The sequence below is a fragment of the Actinoplanes sp. G11-F43 genome (assembly GCF_050589265.1).
Lineage (GTDB): Bacteria > Actinomycetota > Actinomycetes > Mycobacteriales > Micromonosporaceae > Actinoplanes.
Window position 1 is genome coordinate 169,865 of sequence record NZ_JBNZCE010000029.1, and the last position, 15,858, is coordinate 185,722.

16 protein-coding genes are annotated in these 15,858 nt (G+C 69.9%); 11 read left to right on the top strand and 5 right to left on the bottom strand.

All coding sequences use genetic code 11. From position 1 onward, the window contains the following. Positions 1–49: 49 nt before the first annotated feature. Both ACQ0O7_RS32495 and ACQ0O7_RS32500 read right to left on the bottom strand, forming a co-directional pair. Positions 50–706: a hypothetical protein gene (locus ACQ0O7_RS32495; RefSeq protein ID WP_430787774.1), complete on the bottom strand. Its 657-nt coding sequence runs from the start codon at positions 704–706 to the stop codon at positions 50–52. A gap of 32 nt (positions 707–738) precedes the next feature. Beyond that, positions 739–1,335, bottom strand: coding sequence for a LysE family translocator (locus tag ACQ0O7_RS32500; protein ID WP_430787776.1), 597 nt, complete (start codon positions 1,333–1,335; stop codon positions 739–741). A 77-nt stretch (positions 1,336–1,412) separates the two neighbouring features. On the opposite strand from ACQ0O7_RS32500, the gene ACQ0O7_RS32505 reads away from it, so the two are divergent. From ACQ0O7_RS32505 to ACQ0O7_RS32515, 3 genes are read left to right on the top strand one after another with little or no spacing between them, the layout of a single operon-like run. Further along, positions 1,413–2,288, top strand: a complete 876-nt coding sequence (locus tag ACQ0O7_RS32505; protein ID WP_430787778.1) for a LysR family transcriptional regulator — start codon at positions 1,413–1,415, stop codon at positions 2,286–2,288. Between the two features lie 55 nt (positions 2,289–2,343). Then, positions 2,344–3,558: an endonuclease/exonuclease/phosphatase family protein gene (locus tag ACQ0O7_RS32510; RefSeq protein ID WP_430787780.1), complete on the top strand. Its 1,215-nt coding sequence runs from the start codon at positions 2,344–2,346 to the stop codon at positions 3,556–3,558. A gap of 59 nt (positions 3,559–3,617) precedes the next feature. Further along, a complete protein-coding gene (locus tag ACQ0O7_RS32515; RefSeq protein WP_430787782.1) occupies positions 3,618–4,847 on the top strand; it encodes an FAD-dependent monooxygenase in 1,230 nt (409 codons plus the stop codon). A gap of 1,335 nt (positions 4,848–6,182) precedes the next feature. Here the strand turns inward: ACQ0O7_RS32515 and ACQ0O7_RS32520 are convergent. Next, positions 6,183–6,716 carry a hypothetical protein gene (locus ACQ0O7_RS32520; protein WP_430787784.1) on the bottom strand — a complete coding sequence of 178 codons (534 nt, stop codon included), beginning with the start codon at positions 6,714–6,716 and terminating at the stop codon, positions 6,183–6,185. 97 nt (positions 6,717–6,813) lie between these two features. Between ACQ0O7_RS32520 and ACQ0O7_RS32525 the strand changes: the two genes are divergently transcribed. Then, positions 6,814–8,052, top strand: coding sequence for an SGNH/GDSL hydrolase family protein (locus ACQ0O7_RS32525; RefSeq protein ID WP_430787786.1), 1,239 nt, complete (start codon positions 6,814–6,816; stop codon positions 8,050–8,052). Here the strand turns inward: ACQ0O7_RS32525 and ACQ0O7_RS32530 are convergent. After that, on the bottom strand, positions 8,006–9,193 hold the full coding sequence (locus tag ACQ0O7_RS32530; protein WP_430787788.1) for an MFS transporter: 1,188 nt from the start codon (positions 9,191–9,193) through the stop codon (positions 8,006–8,008). The genes ACQ0O7_RS32525 and ACQ0O7_RS32530 overlap by 47 nt on opposite strands. A 104-nt stretch (positions 9,194–9,297) precedes the next feature. On the opposite strand from ACQ0O7_RS32530, the gene ACQ0O7_RS32535 reads away from it, so the two are divergent. Then, complete coding sequence (locus tag ACQ0O7_RS32535; RefSeq protein WP_430787790.1) at positions 9,298–9,855, top strand: GNAT family N-acetyltransferase; 558 nt, start codon at positions 9,298–9,300, stop codon at positions 9,853–9,855. Here the strand turns inward: ACQ0O7_RS32535 and ACQ0O7_RS32540 are convergent. After that, positions 9,847–10,341: a winged helix-turn-helix transcriptional regulator gene (locus ACQ0O7_RS32540; RefSeq protein WP_430787792.1), complete on the bottom strand. Its 495-nt coding sequence runs from the start codon at positions 10,339–10,341 to the stop codon at positions 9,847–9,849. The two genes, ACQ0O7_RS32535 and ACQ0O7_RS32540, sit on opposite strands and share 9 nt — an antisense overlap. Positions 10,342–10,397: 56 nt before the next feature. Here ACQ0O7_RS32540 and ACQ0O7_RS32545 point away from each other — a divergent pair, with 56 nt between their 5' ends. The 6 genes from ACQ0O7_RS32545 (at position 10,398) to ACQ0O7_RS32570 (ending at position 15,814) form a co-directional block, all read left to right on the top strand. Next, a complete protein-coding gene (locus ACQ0O7_RS32545) occupies positions 10,398–10,901 on the top strand; it encodes a PaaI family thioesterase (RefSeq protein ID WP_430787794.1) in 504 nt (167 codons plus the stop codon). A 69-nt stretch (positions 10,902–10,970) separates the two neighbouring features. Next, positions 10,971–11,924: a helix-turn-helix transcriptional regulator gene (locus ACQ0O7_RS32550; RefSeq protein WP_430787796.1), complete on the top strand. Its 954-nt coding sequence runs from the start codon at positions 10,971–10,973 to the stop codon at positions 11,922–11,924. Positions 11,925–12,056: 132 nt separating this feature from the next. After that, complete coding sequence (locus tag ACQ0O7_RS32555) at positions 12,057–12,788, top strand: matrixin family metalloprotease (protein WP_430787798.1); 732 nt, start codon at positions 12,057–12,059, stop codon at positions 12,786–12,788. A 13-nt stretch (positions 12,789–12,801) separates the two neighbouring features. After that, on the top strand, positions 12,802–14,553 hold the full coding sequence (locus tag ACQ0O7_RS32560) for a cellulase family glycosylhydrolase (protein ID WP_430787800.1): 1,752 nt from the start codon (positions 12,802–12,804) through the stop codon (positions 14,551–14,553). A 67-nt stretch (positions 14,554–14,620) separates the two neighbouring features. After that, positions 14,621–15,481, top strand: a complete 861-nt coding sequence (locus ACQ0O7_RS32565) for a hypothetical protein (protein WP_430787802.1) — start codon at positions 14,621–14,623, stop codon at positions 15,479–15,481. Between the two features lie 12 nt (positions 15,482–15,493). Next, positions 15,494–15,814, top strand: coding sequence for an antibiotic biosynthesis monooxygenase family protein (locus ACQ0O7_RS32570; protein ID WP_430787804.1), 321 nt, complete (start codon positions 15,494–15,496; stop codon positions 15,812–15,814). Positions 15,815–15,858 lie beyond the last annotated feature (44 nt).

Here is a 15,858-nt window from a genome sequence, read left to right on the forward strand (position 1 = left end):
CAGCTTTCCCGGAAGCCGCCCGCCGCTGAGGGGTTCGGTGGCCGTGTGGTCAGGGGGACCAGCGGCGCCACTGGGTGAGCGTCGGGAGCAGGGTGGACTCGCGGGCCTCGGACATCAGGTTGATCCACATGGTCTGGTAGGCGACGTCGAAAGTGGGGGCGGCCAGATCTACCTCGAACAGGGTTCGGGTGGCTGCGGTGGCCTGGACCGCCATGCTCATCTCGCGGGCGCCCCGCTGGTGGCGGGGATCCGTGGGGCCGTCGAACGGGAACGTCACGATCCGGGCCACCAGCTCGTAGTAGTCGCCGAAGGCGAGCATTCCGGTGGCCGTCGCCAGATAGCGGACGTGCGTCTGCTCCGGGGTGTCCGGGGGCTCGGAGCACAGGACCGCCACCGCCTGGAGGCGCATGCGTTCGGCCAACCGTAACTGGAGGGTGCGCAGATTGCGGCCGGCGTCAGTGGTGGCCAGGCGGGTGGCGTCGGGGCGGTCCACCGCGCGCAACTGGAGCAGGTGCGGCTCGCTCAGGTCGTCGAGCAGGAAGGCGGCCATCCGGGTGATCTGCACGTCGGCGGGGGCGATGTCGCAGGCTATCGCCGGGTCCCGGCCGGCCAGGGCGGCGTGCAGGTCGGCGACTGCTTCGGCCCGTTCCCGGGGGCCGGTCGCAGCCATCAGGGAGCGCAGACTGCGGGTCGACCAGAGCGCCATTTCCTAACGGTACGTCCACATTCGAGCGCAGGCTATGCGCCGACCGCCACCGCTACCCCCAGCGCGATCATGGTGAGGCCGGTGGCGGTGTGGAGCAGCTTCTGGACGGCGGGGCGTGTCAGGCGGTTTCGACCGTGGTCGATGAGGTGGACGTACAGGGAGAACCATGTTCCGGAGATCGTCGCCCAGATCGCGCCGAGCATGATCGAGGAGGCCAGCACCGGGCCGTGGGGGGTGACGAACTGGGGGATGAGTGAAAGGGCTACGACACCGGCTTTCGGGTTGCCGAGGCTGGCGGCGATACCGGCGGTGAAGTTGTGGCGGGCGGCGGGGGTGCGGTCCGGGCGGCGAGTGGCGCACAGTGACTGGATGCCCAGCAGGCAGAGCACGGCGGCGCCGGCCAGCCTGATGATCAGGTATGTGCCGGGGTTCGCCAGTAGCAACGCGGACAGGCCGAGCGCGGCGGCCACCGCCCACAGCAGGATGCCGGCCGACGATCCGGCCACAGCCAGCAGCCCGGACCGGCGGCCACCGGCCAGGGTCTGCCGGGTGATGACGGCGTTGTTGGCCGGGCAGTACGGCCAGCAGCGCGATGGTGGTGACGAAAGCGGTGAGGTGTACGGGCACATCACCCAGTGGACGCCCCGGTCATCGATACAGGGAAGGTCCGATCTCGTCCCGTATCGAGACGCCTAGCATATGGATCATGGAGGTTCGGCAGGCCCGCTATTTCATCGCCGTCGCCGAGGAGCTGCACTTCGGCCGGGCGGCGCACCGTCTGCACATGTCCCAGCCGCCGCTGTCGCAGGCGATCCTCGCGCTGGAGCGGGAACTGGACGTGCGGCTGCTGCACCGGACCAGCCGCCAGGTGGCCCTGACCAAGGCCGGCGAGGTGCTGCTCAAACACTGCCGGCAGCTGGTGCGTGAGTCCGAACGGACCCGGGCCGCGGTCGGGCACGCGCGCGACGGGCTGCGGGGTGAGCTGGTGGTCGGTGCGGTGGCTTCGGCGTTCACCGATCTACTGGCGCCAATGTTGCGGCATTATCGGAAGACCCGGCCGGAGGTACGGCTGCGAATGGTGGAGGTCGATACCGAATCGGGGGCTGAAGCCGTACGCAATCGGGAAGTTGATCTGGCTCTGGTTCGCCGGACGGCGGGCGGGGCCGGAGTGCGCGCGGTGCCGCTGCATCGGGACACGTTTGTGGCGGCGCTGCCGCTGGATCATCCGCACGCCACCGGAAATGACGATCTGGATCTGGCCGGACTGGCCGCCGATCCGTGGGTGTGGATTCCGCGGGAGGTCGCGGCCGGCTATCACGACGAGGTGGTGACCGCGTGCCGGCGGGCCGGGTTCAGTCCGGACGCCCGGCACCAGGCCAATTCGATCGCCACCCAGCTGGCCATGGTCTCCGGTGGCCTGGGGGTGGCGATCGTGCCGTCGCTGACGGTCCGGGCGCGTGCTGACGTGGCGGTCCGGCGGTTGCGGGTGCCGCCGGGGGTGGTGCTGTCGATTCTGGTGCACGAGGACGCCGACCCGCTGGTCGAGCATTTTGTCGCGACGATGGTCGCGAACAGCGTGTGACCGATCGGTGAACGCCATTGCCTCCACCTCGGACGGTCCGGTAGGCACTGGAGGAATGAGGCGTCTTCTCTTCACCGCTCTTCTCGGTGCGGCACTGGTCGGCAGCGCCACCCCGGCGCTCGCCGGCGGCCGGCCCACCGCGGAGATCCGGTTCGCGACATACAACCTGTCCCTCAACCGGGCGAGTGAGGGGCTGCTCCGCGAGCACCTGGCCGACCCGGGCGCCGACGACGTCTACCGGCGTCAGGTGCGCAACGTGGCCGAGGTGATCCAGCGGGCCGCTCCGGACGTGCTGCTGGTCAACGAGTTCGACTTCGATCCGGAGGCGGCCCGGCTGTTCGCCGACGACTTCCTGGCGGTGTCGCAGAACGGGGCGCCCGCCCAGCACTACCGGTACCGCTATGTGGCCCCGTCCAACACCGGCATCCCGTCCGGTTTTGATCTCAACAACAACGGCAGCGTGACCGACAGCGACGACGCGTTCGGGTTCGGCGCCTTCCCCGGCCAGTACGGCATGGTCGTCTACTCGAAATTCCCGATCGACCGGACATCCGTGCGCACCTTCCAGCGGTTCAAATGGAAGGACATGCCGGGCAACCTGATGCCCACCGAGTTCTACTCGGCCGACGAACGCGCGGTGCTACGGCTGTCGTCCAAGAGCCACTGGGACGTACCGATCAGAATCGGCAAGCGGACCGTGCACCTGCTCGCCTCACATCCGACACCGCCCACCTTCGACGGTCCGGAGGACCGCAACGGGCGGCGCAACCACGACGAGATCAGATTCTGGGCCGACTACGTCAAACCCGGCGCCTCCCGGTACGTCTACGACGACCTGGGCCGCCGCGGTGGCCTCAAGCCGGGGGCGGCGTTCGTGATCGCCGGCGACCAGAACGCCGACCCGTACGACGGCGACTCCTACGCCACCGCGATCCGCCGGCTGGTGAACCATCCGCTGATCAGCACCCGGGCCACCCCGGACAGTGCGGGCGGCACCGAAGCGGCGGCGCTGCAGGGCGGGGCGAACCTCACCCACACCGGCAACCCGGCGTACGACACCGCCGACTTCGCCGACACCAGCCCCGGCAACCTGCGCGCCGACTACGTACTGCCGCGCGCCGACCTGCGGGTCCGGGACTCGGGCGTGTTCTGGCCGGTCCGCTCCGATCCACTGTCGCGGCTCACCGGCGTCTACGACCCGGCGTGGTCCGCGGTCGGCGGCTACCCGACCTCCGACCATCGACTCGTATGGGTGGACCTGATGATCTGATGTCCGGTTCTCGGCACTGATCCACCAACAGTGGTCGATGAGTGGCAGGCTGGACCGTCATGGACGACGTACTCGTGGTGGGTGACGGCATCGCCGGTCTGGCGCTGGCCCGGGCGTTGCGCCGACAGGACGTTCCGGTGACCGTCGCCCAGCGTGGCGGTGCCGCTGTGCTCGATGCCGCCACGCTCGGGGACGGTCCCGATGTCACGCTCGGTGCTACGCCCAGTGACGTGCTGGGTGCTACGCCCAGTGCCGTGCCCGGTGCTACGCCCAGTGCCGGGCTCGGTGCCACGCCCAGTGCCGGGCTCGGTGCCGCCGCGAGTCCCGCGGTGAACCTGCCGGGCAACGCCATCGCCGCGTTCGCCGCTCTTGGACTGGCCGAGGAACTGCAGAAACTCGGCCGCCCGACAATCCGCCGGGAATACCGCAACCGCCGCGGCCGGCTCCTGTTCACCGTCGACGAGGACGCCTTCTGGGGGCCGGAGGCACGACCACGCTGCGTACGACGACCGGATCTGCTCGCTCTACTCGCCGACGGCCCGGCGCACCCGCTGGAGGTGACCGGGGTGGACACGAGCGGCGAAGTCACCCTAGGTGATGGGACCAGGCGGCAGTTCGGGTTCGTGGCCGCAGCCGACGGGGTGGACTCCCTGGTCCGGACCGCCGTCGACCCCGCGGCCCCGGCCCCGGTGGCGGCTGGTCACGGCTGGCGTTTCCTCGCCCCGAACCCGGGCGTCGACTGCTGGACCAGCTGGTCCGGACCCGGCAGCGCCGTGGTGCTCACCCCGGTCGACGACACCGATGTGTACGGCTACGCGACCTCGCTCTCGCTCTCGCTCTCGCTCTCGCTCTCGCTCCGTGACGACAACCCGCAGCAGACGTTCGCGTCCTACCCGGCCACCGCCCGCCAAGCCCTGGACACGATGACCGATTGTCATCATGCGCCGGTGGTCGAGACGCGAACCGCCACCTGGTCGGCGGGCCGCTGCGCCCTGATCGGCGAGACGGCCCACGCGACCGTCCCGGTGTGGGCGCAGGGCACGGCGATGGCGGTAGAGGACGGACTGGTCCTGGCCGACCTTCTGGCCACGGTTCCGTGGGACGGGGCGGGCGCGGCATACACGGATCTGCGCCGCGACCGGATAGCCCACGTCCGCGCCGCCACCGACCGTTTCACCCGCGTCGCGTCACTGCCGTCCTGGCTCCGGGACACCGCATTGTCGGTCTGGGGCCCACGCGCCTACCGAGACACATACAGCCGCCTCCGGCACCCTTTCCCCACCCCATGAAACCCCCGATTGTGTACGCCCGGAGCCCCGCCCCCACCTCACCTACCGTCCACGGTCATCGATGTCGTAATGGCCTGGCGGTCTCGGCTCAGCTCTGATGTCGGCTGTTCGGCCACCGTCTCGAACCGCTCACGGATCTCGGAACGAGCGCGTTCCAATCACTCAAGACAGCAGCAGCTGAACATCAGACACCGAACGTTCTTTCCGGCAGAAAGAACGTTCTCCCAAGCGGCTTGTCAGGCCCGATAGCGGTCGATCCACCCCCTTCGTCCCGTTGCCTGGCGCGCCCGTGGCCGATGCACCACCTTCGTCCCTTTGCTTGACGCGCCCGTGGCCGGTGCGCCCCCTTCGTCCCTTTGCCTGGCGCGCCCGTGGCCGATGCGCCACCTTTAGTCCTTTGTTTGGCGCGACCGTGGTCGGTGCGCCACCATTGTGATTCTGCCGCAGGGTTCCGGAATGCTCTTAGGCCGATCCCAAGACAGGCGACCCCATCACCAGAAATCTTGGCCGATTCACCACCGCTTTGAGAATTCTGCGCGGTTCCGTGCCGCGTTCCGATCAATCCATCGCCAAGACGACCAGCCGTCCGAAATCTTGGCGGATCCACCACAGTTTTCGGCCTTTTTCTCGGCCGCCTGACCGCTTGCGGTAATTCCCTCGCACCGGCAACTCACCCAGCGCCGATCTGGTGGATTTCCCACCGAGAAGAGTCTTCCGCTGGGCTGCTGTCCCGTCCGCGGTCAATTCCCCGCGCGAGTGTCCGTCTTCCGGCTTCGCCTTCCGGCTTCGCCTGGCCGATTTTGGCGGATATTCCACCGGATAAGGATCTTCTTCTCGGATGCTGGCCCGCTCGCGGTCAATTCCTCGCGCGAGTGTCCGCCTTCCGGCCCCACTCTGGCCGATCTTGGCGGATTTTCCACCCGAAACGGTGGTAAATACGCCAAGATTTCTACTGAGCGAGTCGCCCGCGCGAGGGATTGACCGCGAGTGATCAGGCAGCCGAGAACAAATACTCTTCTCGGTGGTAAATTCACCAAGATCTGCCGAGGAAGCACACTCGCGCGGGAGTTGACCGCGGTCCGGTCGCCGACCGATAAGAAGGCTCAAAAGGCCTTCTCCTCATGGCCCGGCCGCTCGCTGTAAATTCCCCACGCGAATTCCCGCCTGAGTCAATCTTGGTCGTTTCTCCACCGGAATCGGTGGTTGATTCGCCAAGATCTCGGTCGGGCGGTCGCTTTGGCGATGGATTGACCGGGATGCGGCACGGAACTGAGAGGAAGGCTCGAAGCGGTGGGGGAATCTGTCAAGATCGCGGGTGTGGTGCCGGACGGTGGGTCAGTTCGGGGTGAACAAGCCCTGTAGGCCGACGATGATCGCGATGATGCCGAAGACCGCGATCAGCAGAGCCGGGCCGGACAGGTCGGCGGGGGAGCCTGGCGTGGAGGTGACCGCTGGGGCTCCGGGCGCCGTGCCGCCACCGGGCGCCGTGCCGCCACCGGGCGCCGTGCCGCCACCGGGCGCCGTGCCGCCACCGGGGGCCGTGCCGCCGCCGGGGGCCGGGGCTGCGGTGGGGGCCGGGGCTGCGTTGGCCGCGGTGACCAGGGGCTTCTTGCCGGTCAGGCGGTCCCAGGCCAGGATCACACCGACCGCGATGCCGACCACCTCGAAGTGGAACAGGTGGGGGCCGGAGATCAGGTGGACGATCAGGTAGTAGCCGCCGGCCACCAGGGCGATGATCCCGACCAGCCACTGCCAGCGGGCGATCTTCGCGATGACGCGGGCGACCGCCGGGAACCGGCCGAGCAGGGGGAGGGCCAACAGCAGGCCGCCGACGATGTTCGCGGCGTCCAGGAGCAGGGCCATCAGCATGGGGGCGTCCTCCGTTCGTGATCCGCGTACGAGCTTAACTTGGAGCGCTCCCAAACGCATGTTGACTAGATCGATATGTGGCTATACGTTCCGGGGCATGCGGCGTCGTACCCTCTTGGGGGCCGCCTCGCCCCTGCTGCTGATCGATTCCGGACCGCCGTCACGACCCCGCTGGATTCACACCTGGACTGCCGCTCCGCAGCTCACCGAGCGGCACAATCTGCCTCCCGAGCCGTTCGCCACGCTGGCCGGGGTCACCCTGCGTCAGACCGTCCGGGTGTCGCTCGGTGGTCGGCGGCTGCGGGTGCGGTTCTCGAACGCGTTCGGCACCACCGCGCTGCCGATCACCGCGGCCGCGGTGGCCCGGCCGGAGGGTGGGCGGGCCGGGGCGGCCGGGATCGTGCCGGGTTCGGGGCGGCGGCTGACGTTCGGCGGCAGGGCGGGCGGCAGTGTCCCGGCGGGCGCGCAGATCGTCTCCGACCCGGTCGATCTGACGCTGCCGCCGCGGTCGAACCTGACCATCACCGTGTACTGCGACGAGGGGTGGGACGGGGCACTCACGTCGCACCCGGGTTCGCGTACCACATCGTGGTTGGTCTCCGGGGATCATCATGGCGATCCGGAGTTGCCGGGGGCGGTGGCGGCCGACCACTGGTATCTGATCAGCGGTGTCGAGGTGGTCGCGACGGGGGCGTCGGCGCTGGTGGTGCTGGGTGACTCGCTCACTGACGGGCGGGGCTCGACGACCAACGGCAACGACCGCTGGCCGGACCGGCTGGTGGACCGGCTGCGTGACCCCCGGCTGGCGATCCTGAACCAGGCGGCGGCCGGGAACCGCGTACTGCGGGACGGTCTCGGACCCAATGCCCTGGCCCGCCTGGACCGGGACGTGCTCGCTCTCGGTGGGGCGACCCGGCTGCTGGTCTTCGAGGGGGCCAACGATCTGGGCACGACGGCGGCGTCGGAGCCGGCCCAGCGGCGGGTGACGGGTGATCTGATCGCGGCCTATCGGCAGATCACGCTGCGTGCCCAGGCGTGTGGGCTGCGCGTGGCCGGCGCGACGTTGACGCCGTTCGGGGGCAACATCTACGACGACCCCGACGGGGTACGGGAGACCGCCCGCCAGGCGGTGAACAGTGCGATCCGAAACGGTCTGTTCGAGGGTTTCGCCGACTTCGACGCGGCGGTGCGGGATCCGTCCGCGCCGTGGCGGCTGCTGCCCTCCTTCGACGCCGGGGATCACCTGCACCTGAATCCGGACGGGCACGCCGCCCTGGCCGCCGCCGTGCCTAGGTCGCTCGCCGGAGTGACGGCCGGATCAGCCATGTGGCGATGAGCGCGACCACGCAGAGTGCGGCCAGGCTGAGGAATCCGGCCCGGAACGAGCCGGTGGCGTCCTTGACCGCGCCGAGCGTCCAGACGAACACGAAGCCGCCCAGGTTGGCCCAGAAGTTGCCGAGGCCGCTGATCAGCCCGGCGTTGCGATCGCCGAGGACCTGCAGCGGCAGGGCGAACAGCGGCCCGAAGTAGATCTGGATGGCCACCGAGATCAGCGCCACCACGCCGACGACGCCGAGCAGGCCGGGGGCGTACGTCAGCAGGCTCAGCCCGGTGGTCAGCACGATCAGCGAACCGCCGATGACCAGCAGCGGCCGGTTGATCCGGTCGGACAGGTAGCCGCCCAGGTAGTTGACCGGCGCGCTGATCGCCGACGCCACCGCGGCGACGGCCCCGGCGGCGGCCAGTGACTGCCCGCGGTCGACGACCAGATAGGTGGGCAGCCAGAAGGTGAAGCCCTGGGCGACCGACAGCCGGGTGAACTGGATGACCCCGGTGAGCTGGACGATCCGCTGCCGGAGCAGGCCGGGCAGCTCCCGCAGCCGGACCGGGGAGCCGCCCGCGGACGGGGTGGCCGGGCCGGCCAGGTGCCGGTAGAGGGCCAGCGCGAGCAGGCCGAACCCGGCGAACAGCAGGAACAGCAGCTGCCAGCCGAGCGGCCCGACCAGTGCCGGCCCGACCGCGCTGAGCAGGATGTTCGACGAGAAGCCGCCGACCACGTACAACCCCATCGCGGTGGCCCGGCGGCCGGGCGGGAACAGGGCGGTCATCAGCAGCAGGCCGGGCATGAAGACCAGGGCGCGGAAGATCCCGGCCAGGGCCTGGTCGATCAGCAGCAGTGGGTACGAGTCGAGCACCGCGAACAGCGCGGACAGGATGTTCAGCCCGAGCATCCCGATGATGAACAGCCGCCGGGGCGGGAACCGGTCGGCGAGGTATCCGGACGGGACCTGCATGAGCGCGTACGTCAGGTTGCTCACCGCCGCGATGGTGCCCGCCTCGGTGAAGCTGATTCCCAGATCGGTGCGGATCAACGGCAGGAACAGCCCGATGCCGCCGAAGATCAGCCCGATGCTGCTCTGGCAGACGACGAGCAGGGTGATGACCGGCCGGCGCCGGGCGGTGTCACTGAGCGTCACCCGCGGATCCTAATCGGGCCCGGTGATCGACGACTCCCTTGCCAATGCGAATATCCCTCTGTTTAGGTAAGGCTTGCCTTAATGGAGTTAACGGAGGTTCAGGCGTGGGGGCACGCGAGGAATCGACCAGTTCCGTCGTCCTTACCGAGAAGGTCGACATCGATGAACTGGCAGCTGTGTACCGGCGGGTCCATGCCGCCGATCTGCACCTGATCGATCACAGTGAACCGTCGGTCGAGGACCGTCTGCGCTGGACGGCCGAGGCGCCCGGGGCGCAGACGGCACTCGGCTACGTGGACGGTGAGCTGGTCGGCGCGGTGATGGGCTGTCCACTGCCACCGGAGACGCTGTGGTGGCGGGATCTGACCGATGTGAACGATCCCGAGGTGGTCAAGGAGTGGGACGGGCGGACGTTCGCCATCTGTGAGGCGTTCGTCGACCCGGCCAGCAGGCGGCACCGGATCGGGATCCGGCTCTTCGCCGAGCTGCTCGCCCAGCGGCCCGAGGAGCGCACCTCGATGGCGGTCACCGAGACCAACACCCGGGTATGGCACGCGTTGCAGGGCATGAAGTTCCAGCACGTCGGGGATCTGATCCCGTTCCCCGGCTGGCGGTCGCACCGGATGCTGGTGCGGGCACTGCCGCTCAGCTCGTCACGATGAGCCCGTGCCGGTCCGGGGGTGCGCTCCCGGGCCGGGGCGGGGCTGGATCGCCCGCTTCTCGGTCACCCGGTGGCCGTCCGCGCAGGTGACGTCCAGGTGCAGTTCGGCGCCACAGTCGCGGTGGGCGTACGAAATCGGGGGTCCTTCGGGGTCGGCCAGATATCTGTTGCCCCACTCGGCCAGCGCGATCATCACCGGGTAGAGGTCGAAGCCCTTCTCGGTGAGGCGGTACTCGTGGCGCAGCCGGGCGCCCGGCTCCCGGTACGGGTCCCGGCGCAGCACCCCGTTCCCGACCAGGGTGGCCAGCCGGTTGGTGAGGACCTGCCGGGGGATCCCGGTGCGCACCCGCATGTCGTCGAAGCGGCGGATGCCGGAGAACACCTCGCGCAGCACCACCAGGGCCCACTTCTCGCCGAGCACTCCCATCGCCCGCTCGATCGTGCAGTTGTCGACGGACCAGTTCAGGGCGGCGGGCGGGGTGGACATGTGATGAAGGCTAGGTCTTGTTGACAGACGCAGCAAGCTGCTGCGAGCCTGCATCCATGACGCAGACTCAGGATGGTGCCCGCACCCGCACGTTCGGCTGGGCCGACCCGGCCGAGCACGCGCACCTGCTGGGCCGGCGCAGCGGTCTGGAGATCCTCCAGGCGGTGGCGTCCGGTGAGCTGCCGCCCCCGCCGATCATGAGCCTGATCGACGGGCAGGGCATGACGGTCGAGGAGGGCAGCGTCACCCTCGACCTGGAGCCGCGGGAGTTCCACTACAACCCGCTCGGCACCGTGCACGGTGGAGTTCTGTCCACCCTGCTCGACACCGCCGCCGCCTGCTCGGTGCACAGCACGCTGCCGGCCGGTGTGGCGTACACCAGCATGGATCTGAATGTGAAGTTCCTGCGCCCGGCCACCATCGCCTCCGGGCGGCTGAGCTGCACCGGCACCGTCCTGCAGCGGGGCCGGCGGACCGCGCTGGCCGAGGCCCGGATCACCGACGCGGCCGGCCGCCTGATCGCCCACGCCACGTCCAGCTGCATGATCTTCGAGGTCTGAGCCCGTGTGCCGATCCGCGGCTCGCATCGAGCCGCGGATCGGCACACGGGCTGGCCTAGTCTGTCCGGCATGACCAGTCCGACCGCGCGGGCGCTGATGGCCTACGAGGCCGTGCACGGCAGTCCCGGGATCACCGCGGACCGGCTCGCCGAACGACTGGGTGGCATCACCGAGCGGGCCGCCCGCCGCTACATCGCGATCCTGCGCGAGGCCGGGCTGCCGATCGAATCGGTGCGCGGGCCCTATGGCGGCTACCGGGTCGGCCGGGGCGCCCGCCCCGCGCCGCTGATCTTCACCCAGGCGGAGGCGCTCGGCCTGGTGATGGCGGTGCTCGACGGTCACCACGCGGCCGGCGACACCGGCGATCCGGTCGGCAGCGCCCTCGGCAAGATCGTCCGGGTGCTGCCGGAGACACTCGGCGCCCAGGTGGAGGCGGTCCGCCGCACCGCCGCGCCGGCCCCGGACCGGCGGGCCGCGCGACCGGACCCGGAGATCACGTCCGGGCTGGTCCGGGCCTGCGCCCAGAGCTTGCCGGTACGCGTGGGCTATCGCACCGAGTCGGGCCGCGAATGGTCGGCCGAGGTGGACCCGTGGGCCATCGTGGTACGCCACGGCCGGTGGTATCTGCTGTGCCACTCGCACACCGCCGGGGCCCGCCGGGCGTACCGGATCGACCGGGTGACCGCCGTCGAGACCCGGACCGGCACCTTCCGCCCACCGCCCGGCCTGGACCCGGTGGCCGTCCTGGACGAGCATCTCGGCGAGGGCTGGGAGTTCACCGCCGAGATCCTGATCGACGGCCCGCCGGACCGGGTGCGCGACTGGATCGGCCCGGCCCTCGGCACGCTGCGCCCCGGCCCGGAACCCGGCACCACCGTCCTCAGTGGCACCACCAGCGCCCCCGACTGGTACGCCCGCCAGCTCTGCCACCTGCCGGTCGGCTACCGGATCGTGGACGGCCCGGAGGTGCGTGCCGCGGCCCGCCGGATCGCCCAGCGCCTGCTCGACGCCACCACCCTCTGATCGCCTCGGCGGAAAGCCTCAGGGCACGCCGGCTCCGCGGTGGAAGAAACCGGTTCGCACCCGGGTGTGAACCGGGCCCGCACCCGCACCGGCCTGGAATGGGCACTTCCTTCAACCGGATCGGACGTGTTCATGAAGCGTGTTCTCGCTGTGCTCGCCGCGGTCTCCTCGCTGGTCGTCGCCTCGCCGGGGGTGGCACTGGCCGCGGCCGGCAGTGCGAAGTCGTACGCCTTCATGAGCCAGTCCAACGGTGACAAGCTGGTCGCCCGCTGGAACCCGTGCGGCGGCGCGATCGACTACCGGGTCAACCTGGACCGGGCGCCGAAGAACTCGCTCGCCGAGGTGAAGACCGCGTTCAGCCGGATCTCGGCGGCCTCCGGCCTGACCTTCCGCTATGCCGGCACGACCACGGTCATCCCGCAGGCGGAGAAGGGGTTCAACGGGACGTACCCGGCCGGCACCGAGATCGTGATCGCCTGGGTGAACCCGGGCAAGCACAGCAAGTGGCTGCCGAAGGGCGCCCGTGAGCTGGGCATGGGCGGTGGTGGATGGCAGACCGCGTACACCTCGTCCGGTGCCCCGGCGCTGCGGATGGTGGAGGGCGCGGTGGTGCTGAACGCGCCGTCGGTCGCGAAGATGAGCCGTGGGTTCGGCGCGGCCAACGGTGGCACCACCGGGGCGGTGCTGATGCACGAGATCGGTCACGCGATCGGCCTGGCGCACCCGAAGCAGGAGGACCGGGGCCAGATCATGTACCACACCATCACCTCGAAGAAGGCCGTCTGGGGCGCCGGTGATCTGGCCGGTCTTGCCAAGCTGGGCAAGAAGTCGGGCTGCCTTCTCGACCGGAAGGTTACAAAGTGATTAACGTCTATGCATGCGGGCTTTCTTCGTAGCACTTCTGCTGCTCGTGGTGGGTCTGGTCGTGCCGGTGCAACCCGCCGTCGCGGCGCCCACGGACTCCCGGGGACGTGAGATCGTCCTGCGCGGTTTCAACGTCTCCGGGAGCACCAAGCTGTACGAGAACGGACTCCTGCCGTTCCGCAGCACCGCCGACGCGGCCACCGCCGCCGTCCAGATGCGGAACCTGACCGGCGCCAACGCGATCCGCTTCCTGATCAGCTGGGAGGGGGTGCAGCCGGCCCGGGACCGGATCGACACCGCCTACCTGGACCGGGCCGCCGACCAGATCCGGCAGTTCACCGGCCGGGGCATCCGGGTGCTGATCGACTACCACCAGGACCTGTACTCCTCGCACCTGTTCCACCGGGGCAGCTGGTACACCGGCGACGGCGCCCCGAAGTGGGTGATCGACGCCGGGGACTACCCCACCGAGTCGTGCGGCATCTGCGTCCTGTGGGGGCAGAACATGCTCACCAACAACGCCGTCCGCTCGGCCGCCTACGACTTCTGGCGCAACCGGTACGGAGTCCAGGACGCCTACCTGGCCCAGGCCCGCGCCATGCTCACCCACCTGCGGTCGCGCGTCGACCATTCGATGGTGCTCGGGATCGACCCGTTCAACGAGCCGTTCGACGGCGGGCTCGACGGGGCCTCCGGCACCACCTGGGAGGCGACCTGGATGATGCCGTTCTACCAGCGGTTCCGGGCCGTCATGGACGCCACCGGCTGGAGCGACCGGCCGGTCTACGCCGAGCCGCTGGTCTTCTGGAACACCACCTTCGGCGAGGCCGGCGGCCTGTCCACCATCGCGCCGCTCGGCTCCCGGTACGTCTTCAACAGTCACTACTACGACGGCGCGCGGATCACCCTGGACCCGACCCCGGCCGCCGACGGCACGTACAGCGCGGCGATGAACCGCATCCGGGACCGGGCCGCCGCCCTGGACACCACCGCGTTCGTCTCCGAGTTCGGCAACGCGATGGACTCCTCGCGCACCCCGTGGATGATCCGCGCGATGTACCAGGGCCTCGACTCCCGGCTCTCCGGCGCCACCTTCTGGAACGACGCCGCGCGATCCGGCCCGGTGCTGTCGGCCACCCAGTGGCAGTGGGACGTCTACAGCGGACAGCACCGCGAACTGATGAACGGCAACCCGGACAAGGTGCAGACCGAAGGTGACGCCTGGAACGGCGAGGACCACTCGGTGATCGCGAACGGGGCGCTGCGGCTGGACCCGCGGGTGCTGGACCGGCTGTATCCGAGCGCGGTGGCCGGCCGCACCGTCGCCTTCGCCTACGAGGACCTGGCCCGTGACGGATTCGCCGGGTCCGGGCGGCAGCAGGCGTGGCTCACCGTGCCCTCCCGGCTCCCGGCGATCGCCGGGCTCACCACCGGCCGCCAGTACGGGGTCCTGGTCTGGCGCGAGCCCCCGGCCGCCCTCGGGGCGCCCACCGAACTGCACCTGCCCGCGTCGTTCCCGTCCGGCCGCACCGCTGTCGTCTCCGACCTGGGCACCCGCTCCGGGCTGACCACCACCGGCCCGATCGCGGTCGGCACCGAGGTGGGCGCCACCACGGCCCGGCGGCTGCTGCTGGACGCCACCGGCTCGGCGCCCGGCAGCACCCACGTGGCACTGGTGGTCAATACCTCCGACGTGGCCGCGATCCCGGCCGCCACCCTGACCGCGGCCCGCACCGAGCTACTGGCCTGGGCCGCGACATTGTGAGAAGGGCTCGCGATTGACCTGACATTTGCAACTGTGGGGGACGCGGATCGGCAGAGACTCTTGACACATGAACGTCCAGGTCCTGCCGATCACGTCCGCGGACGTGTCCCGGGTCGCGCACTTCCTGCACGCCCATCTCAACACACGGCTCAGCGTCGACATGTGGGCCCGAGCGCTCACCCCACCGTGGAAGGCCGCCGCACCCAACCACGGATTCATGCTCATCGCGGCCGGGCTCGTCGTCGGGGTCTATCTGGCCTTCTACGCCGACCGGACGATCGGCGGCGCCCGCCACCGGTTCTGCAACCTGGCCGGGTGGTGCGTGCTGCCGGAGTACCGGCTGCTCAGCATCCGGCTGCTGCGGGCCTTACTGAAACAGCCCGGCTACCACTTCACCGACCTGTCCCCGAGCGGCACCGTCATCCCGATGAACGAGCGCCTCGGATTCCGGCACCTCGACAGCACGCTGGTGGCCGTACCCAATCTGCCCTGGCCGGCCCGGCCCCGGGGAGACCGCACGGTGACCGCCGACCCGCGCCGCATCGAGGATCTGCTCAGCGGCGACGACCTGGAGAGATACCGGGACCACCGGGACGCCCTCGCCGCCCGGCACGTGGTGCTCGCCGACCGTGGCGGGGTCTGCTGGGCAGTCTTCCGCCACGACCGGCCGAAGAACCTGCCGTTCTTCGCCTCCCTGGTGCACGTCAGCGACCAGGCGGTGTTCCGCCGGATGTTCCGGCCGTTCACCCGCCACCTGCTGCTGCGGCACGGCGTCCCGGCCACCCTGCTGGAACCGCGGGTCGCCGGGTTCCGCCCGCCCGGCGCGATCACCGTGCCGACCGAGCGGCGCCGGATGTACCGCAGCGACACGCTGGACCCGGACCGGATCGACCTGCTCTACAGCGAGTTGGTCGCCGTCCCGTTCTGAGACCATCTCCGGATGACCCTGATCGCTGAGACCCCCGAACCGCCCTACGTCGCGGTGATCTTCACGTCGACCCGCACCGAGGGTGATCAGGGATATGCGGCGATGGCCGCCCGGATGCACGAACTGGCACTTGACCAGCCCGGATATCTGGGCATCGAGTCGGCCCGGGAGGACGTCGGGATCACCGTCTCCTACTGGGCCGACCACGACGCGGCCCGCGCCTGGAAGCAGGTCGCCGCCCATCTGGTCGCCCAGCGGCGCGGACGCGAAGTGTGGTACCGCGACTACCGAGTGCGGGTGGCGACCGTCGAACGCGACTACGGACCGTCCTGAAACTGTTGGCTCGGTCACCCTTTAATCCCGAATTTGGCGCATGG

Coding starts and splice junctions, on each gene's coding strand:
- ACQ0O7_RS32505 (WP_430787778.1), top strand. CDS start 1,413: ATGGAGGTTCGGCAGGCCCGCTATTTCATCGCCGTCGCCGAGGAGCTG.
- ACQ0O7_RS32525 (WP_430787786.1), top strand. CDS start 6,814: ATGCGGCGTCGTACCCTCTTGGGGGCCGCCTCGCCCCTGCTGCTGATC.
- ACQ0O7_RS32495 (WP_430787774.1), bottom strand. CDS start 706: ATGGCGCTCTGGTCGACCCGCAGTCTGCGCTCCCTGATGGCTGCGACC.
- ACQ0O7_RS32555 (WP_430787798.1), top strand. CDS start 12,057: ATGAAGCGTGTTCTCGCTGTGCTCGCCGCGGTCTCCTCGCTGGTCGTC.
- ACQ0O7_RS32500 (WP_430787776.1), bottom strand. CDS start 1,335: ATGTGCCCGTACACCTCACCGCTTTCGTCACCACCATCGCGCTGCTGG.
- ACQ0O7_RS32510 (WP_430787780.1), top strand. CDS start 2,344: ATGAGGCGTCTTCTCTTCACCGCTCTTCTCGGTGCGGCACTGGTCGGC.
- ACQ0O7_RS32545 (WP_430787794.1), top strand. CDS start 10,398: ATGACGCAGACTCAGGATGGTGCCCGCACCCGCACGTTCGGCTGGGCC.
- ACQ0O7_RS32560 (WP_430787800.1), top strand. CDS start 12,802: ATGCGGGCTTTCTTCGTAGCACTTCTGCTGCTCGTGGTGGGTCTGGTC.
- ACQ0O7_RS32520 (WP_430787784.1), bottom strand. CDS start 6,716: ATGCTGATGGCCCTGCTCCTGGACGCCGCGAACATCGTCGGCGGCCTG.
- ACQ0O7_RS32550 (WP_430787796.1), top strand. CDS start 10,971: ATGACCAGTCCGACCGCGCGGGCGCTGATGGCCTACGAGGCCGTGCAC.
- ACQ0O7_RS32540 (WP_430787792.1), bottom strand. CDS start 10,341: ATGTCCACCCCGCCCGCCGCCCTGAACTGGTCCGTCGACAACTGCACG.
- ACQ0O7_RS32515 (WP_430787782.1), top strand. CDS start 3,618: ATGGACGACGTACTCGTGGTGGGTGACGGCATCGCCGGTCTGGCGCTG.
- ACQ0O7_RS32565 (WP_430787802.1), top strand. CDS start 14,621: ATGAACGTCCAGGTCCTGCCGATCACGTCCGCGGACGTGTCCCGGGTC.
- ACQ0O7_RS32570 (WP_430787804.1), top strand. CDS start 15,494: ATGACCCTGATCGCTGAGACCCCCGAACCGCCCTACGTCGCGGTGATC.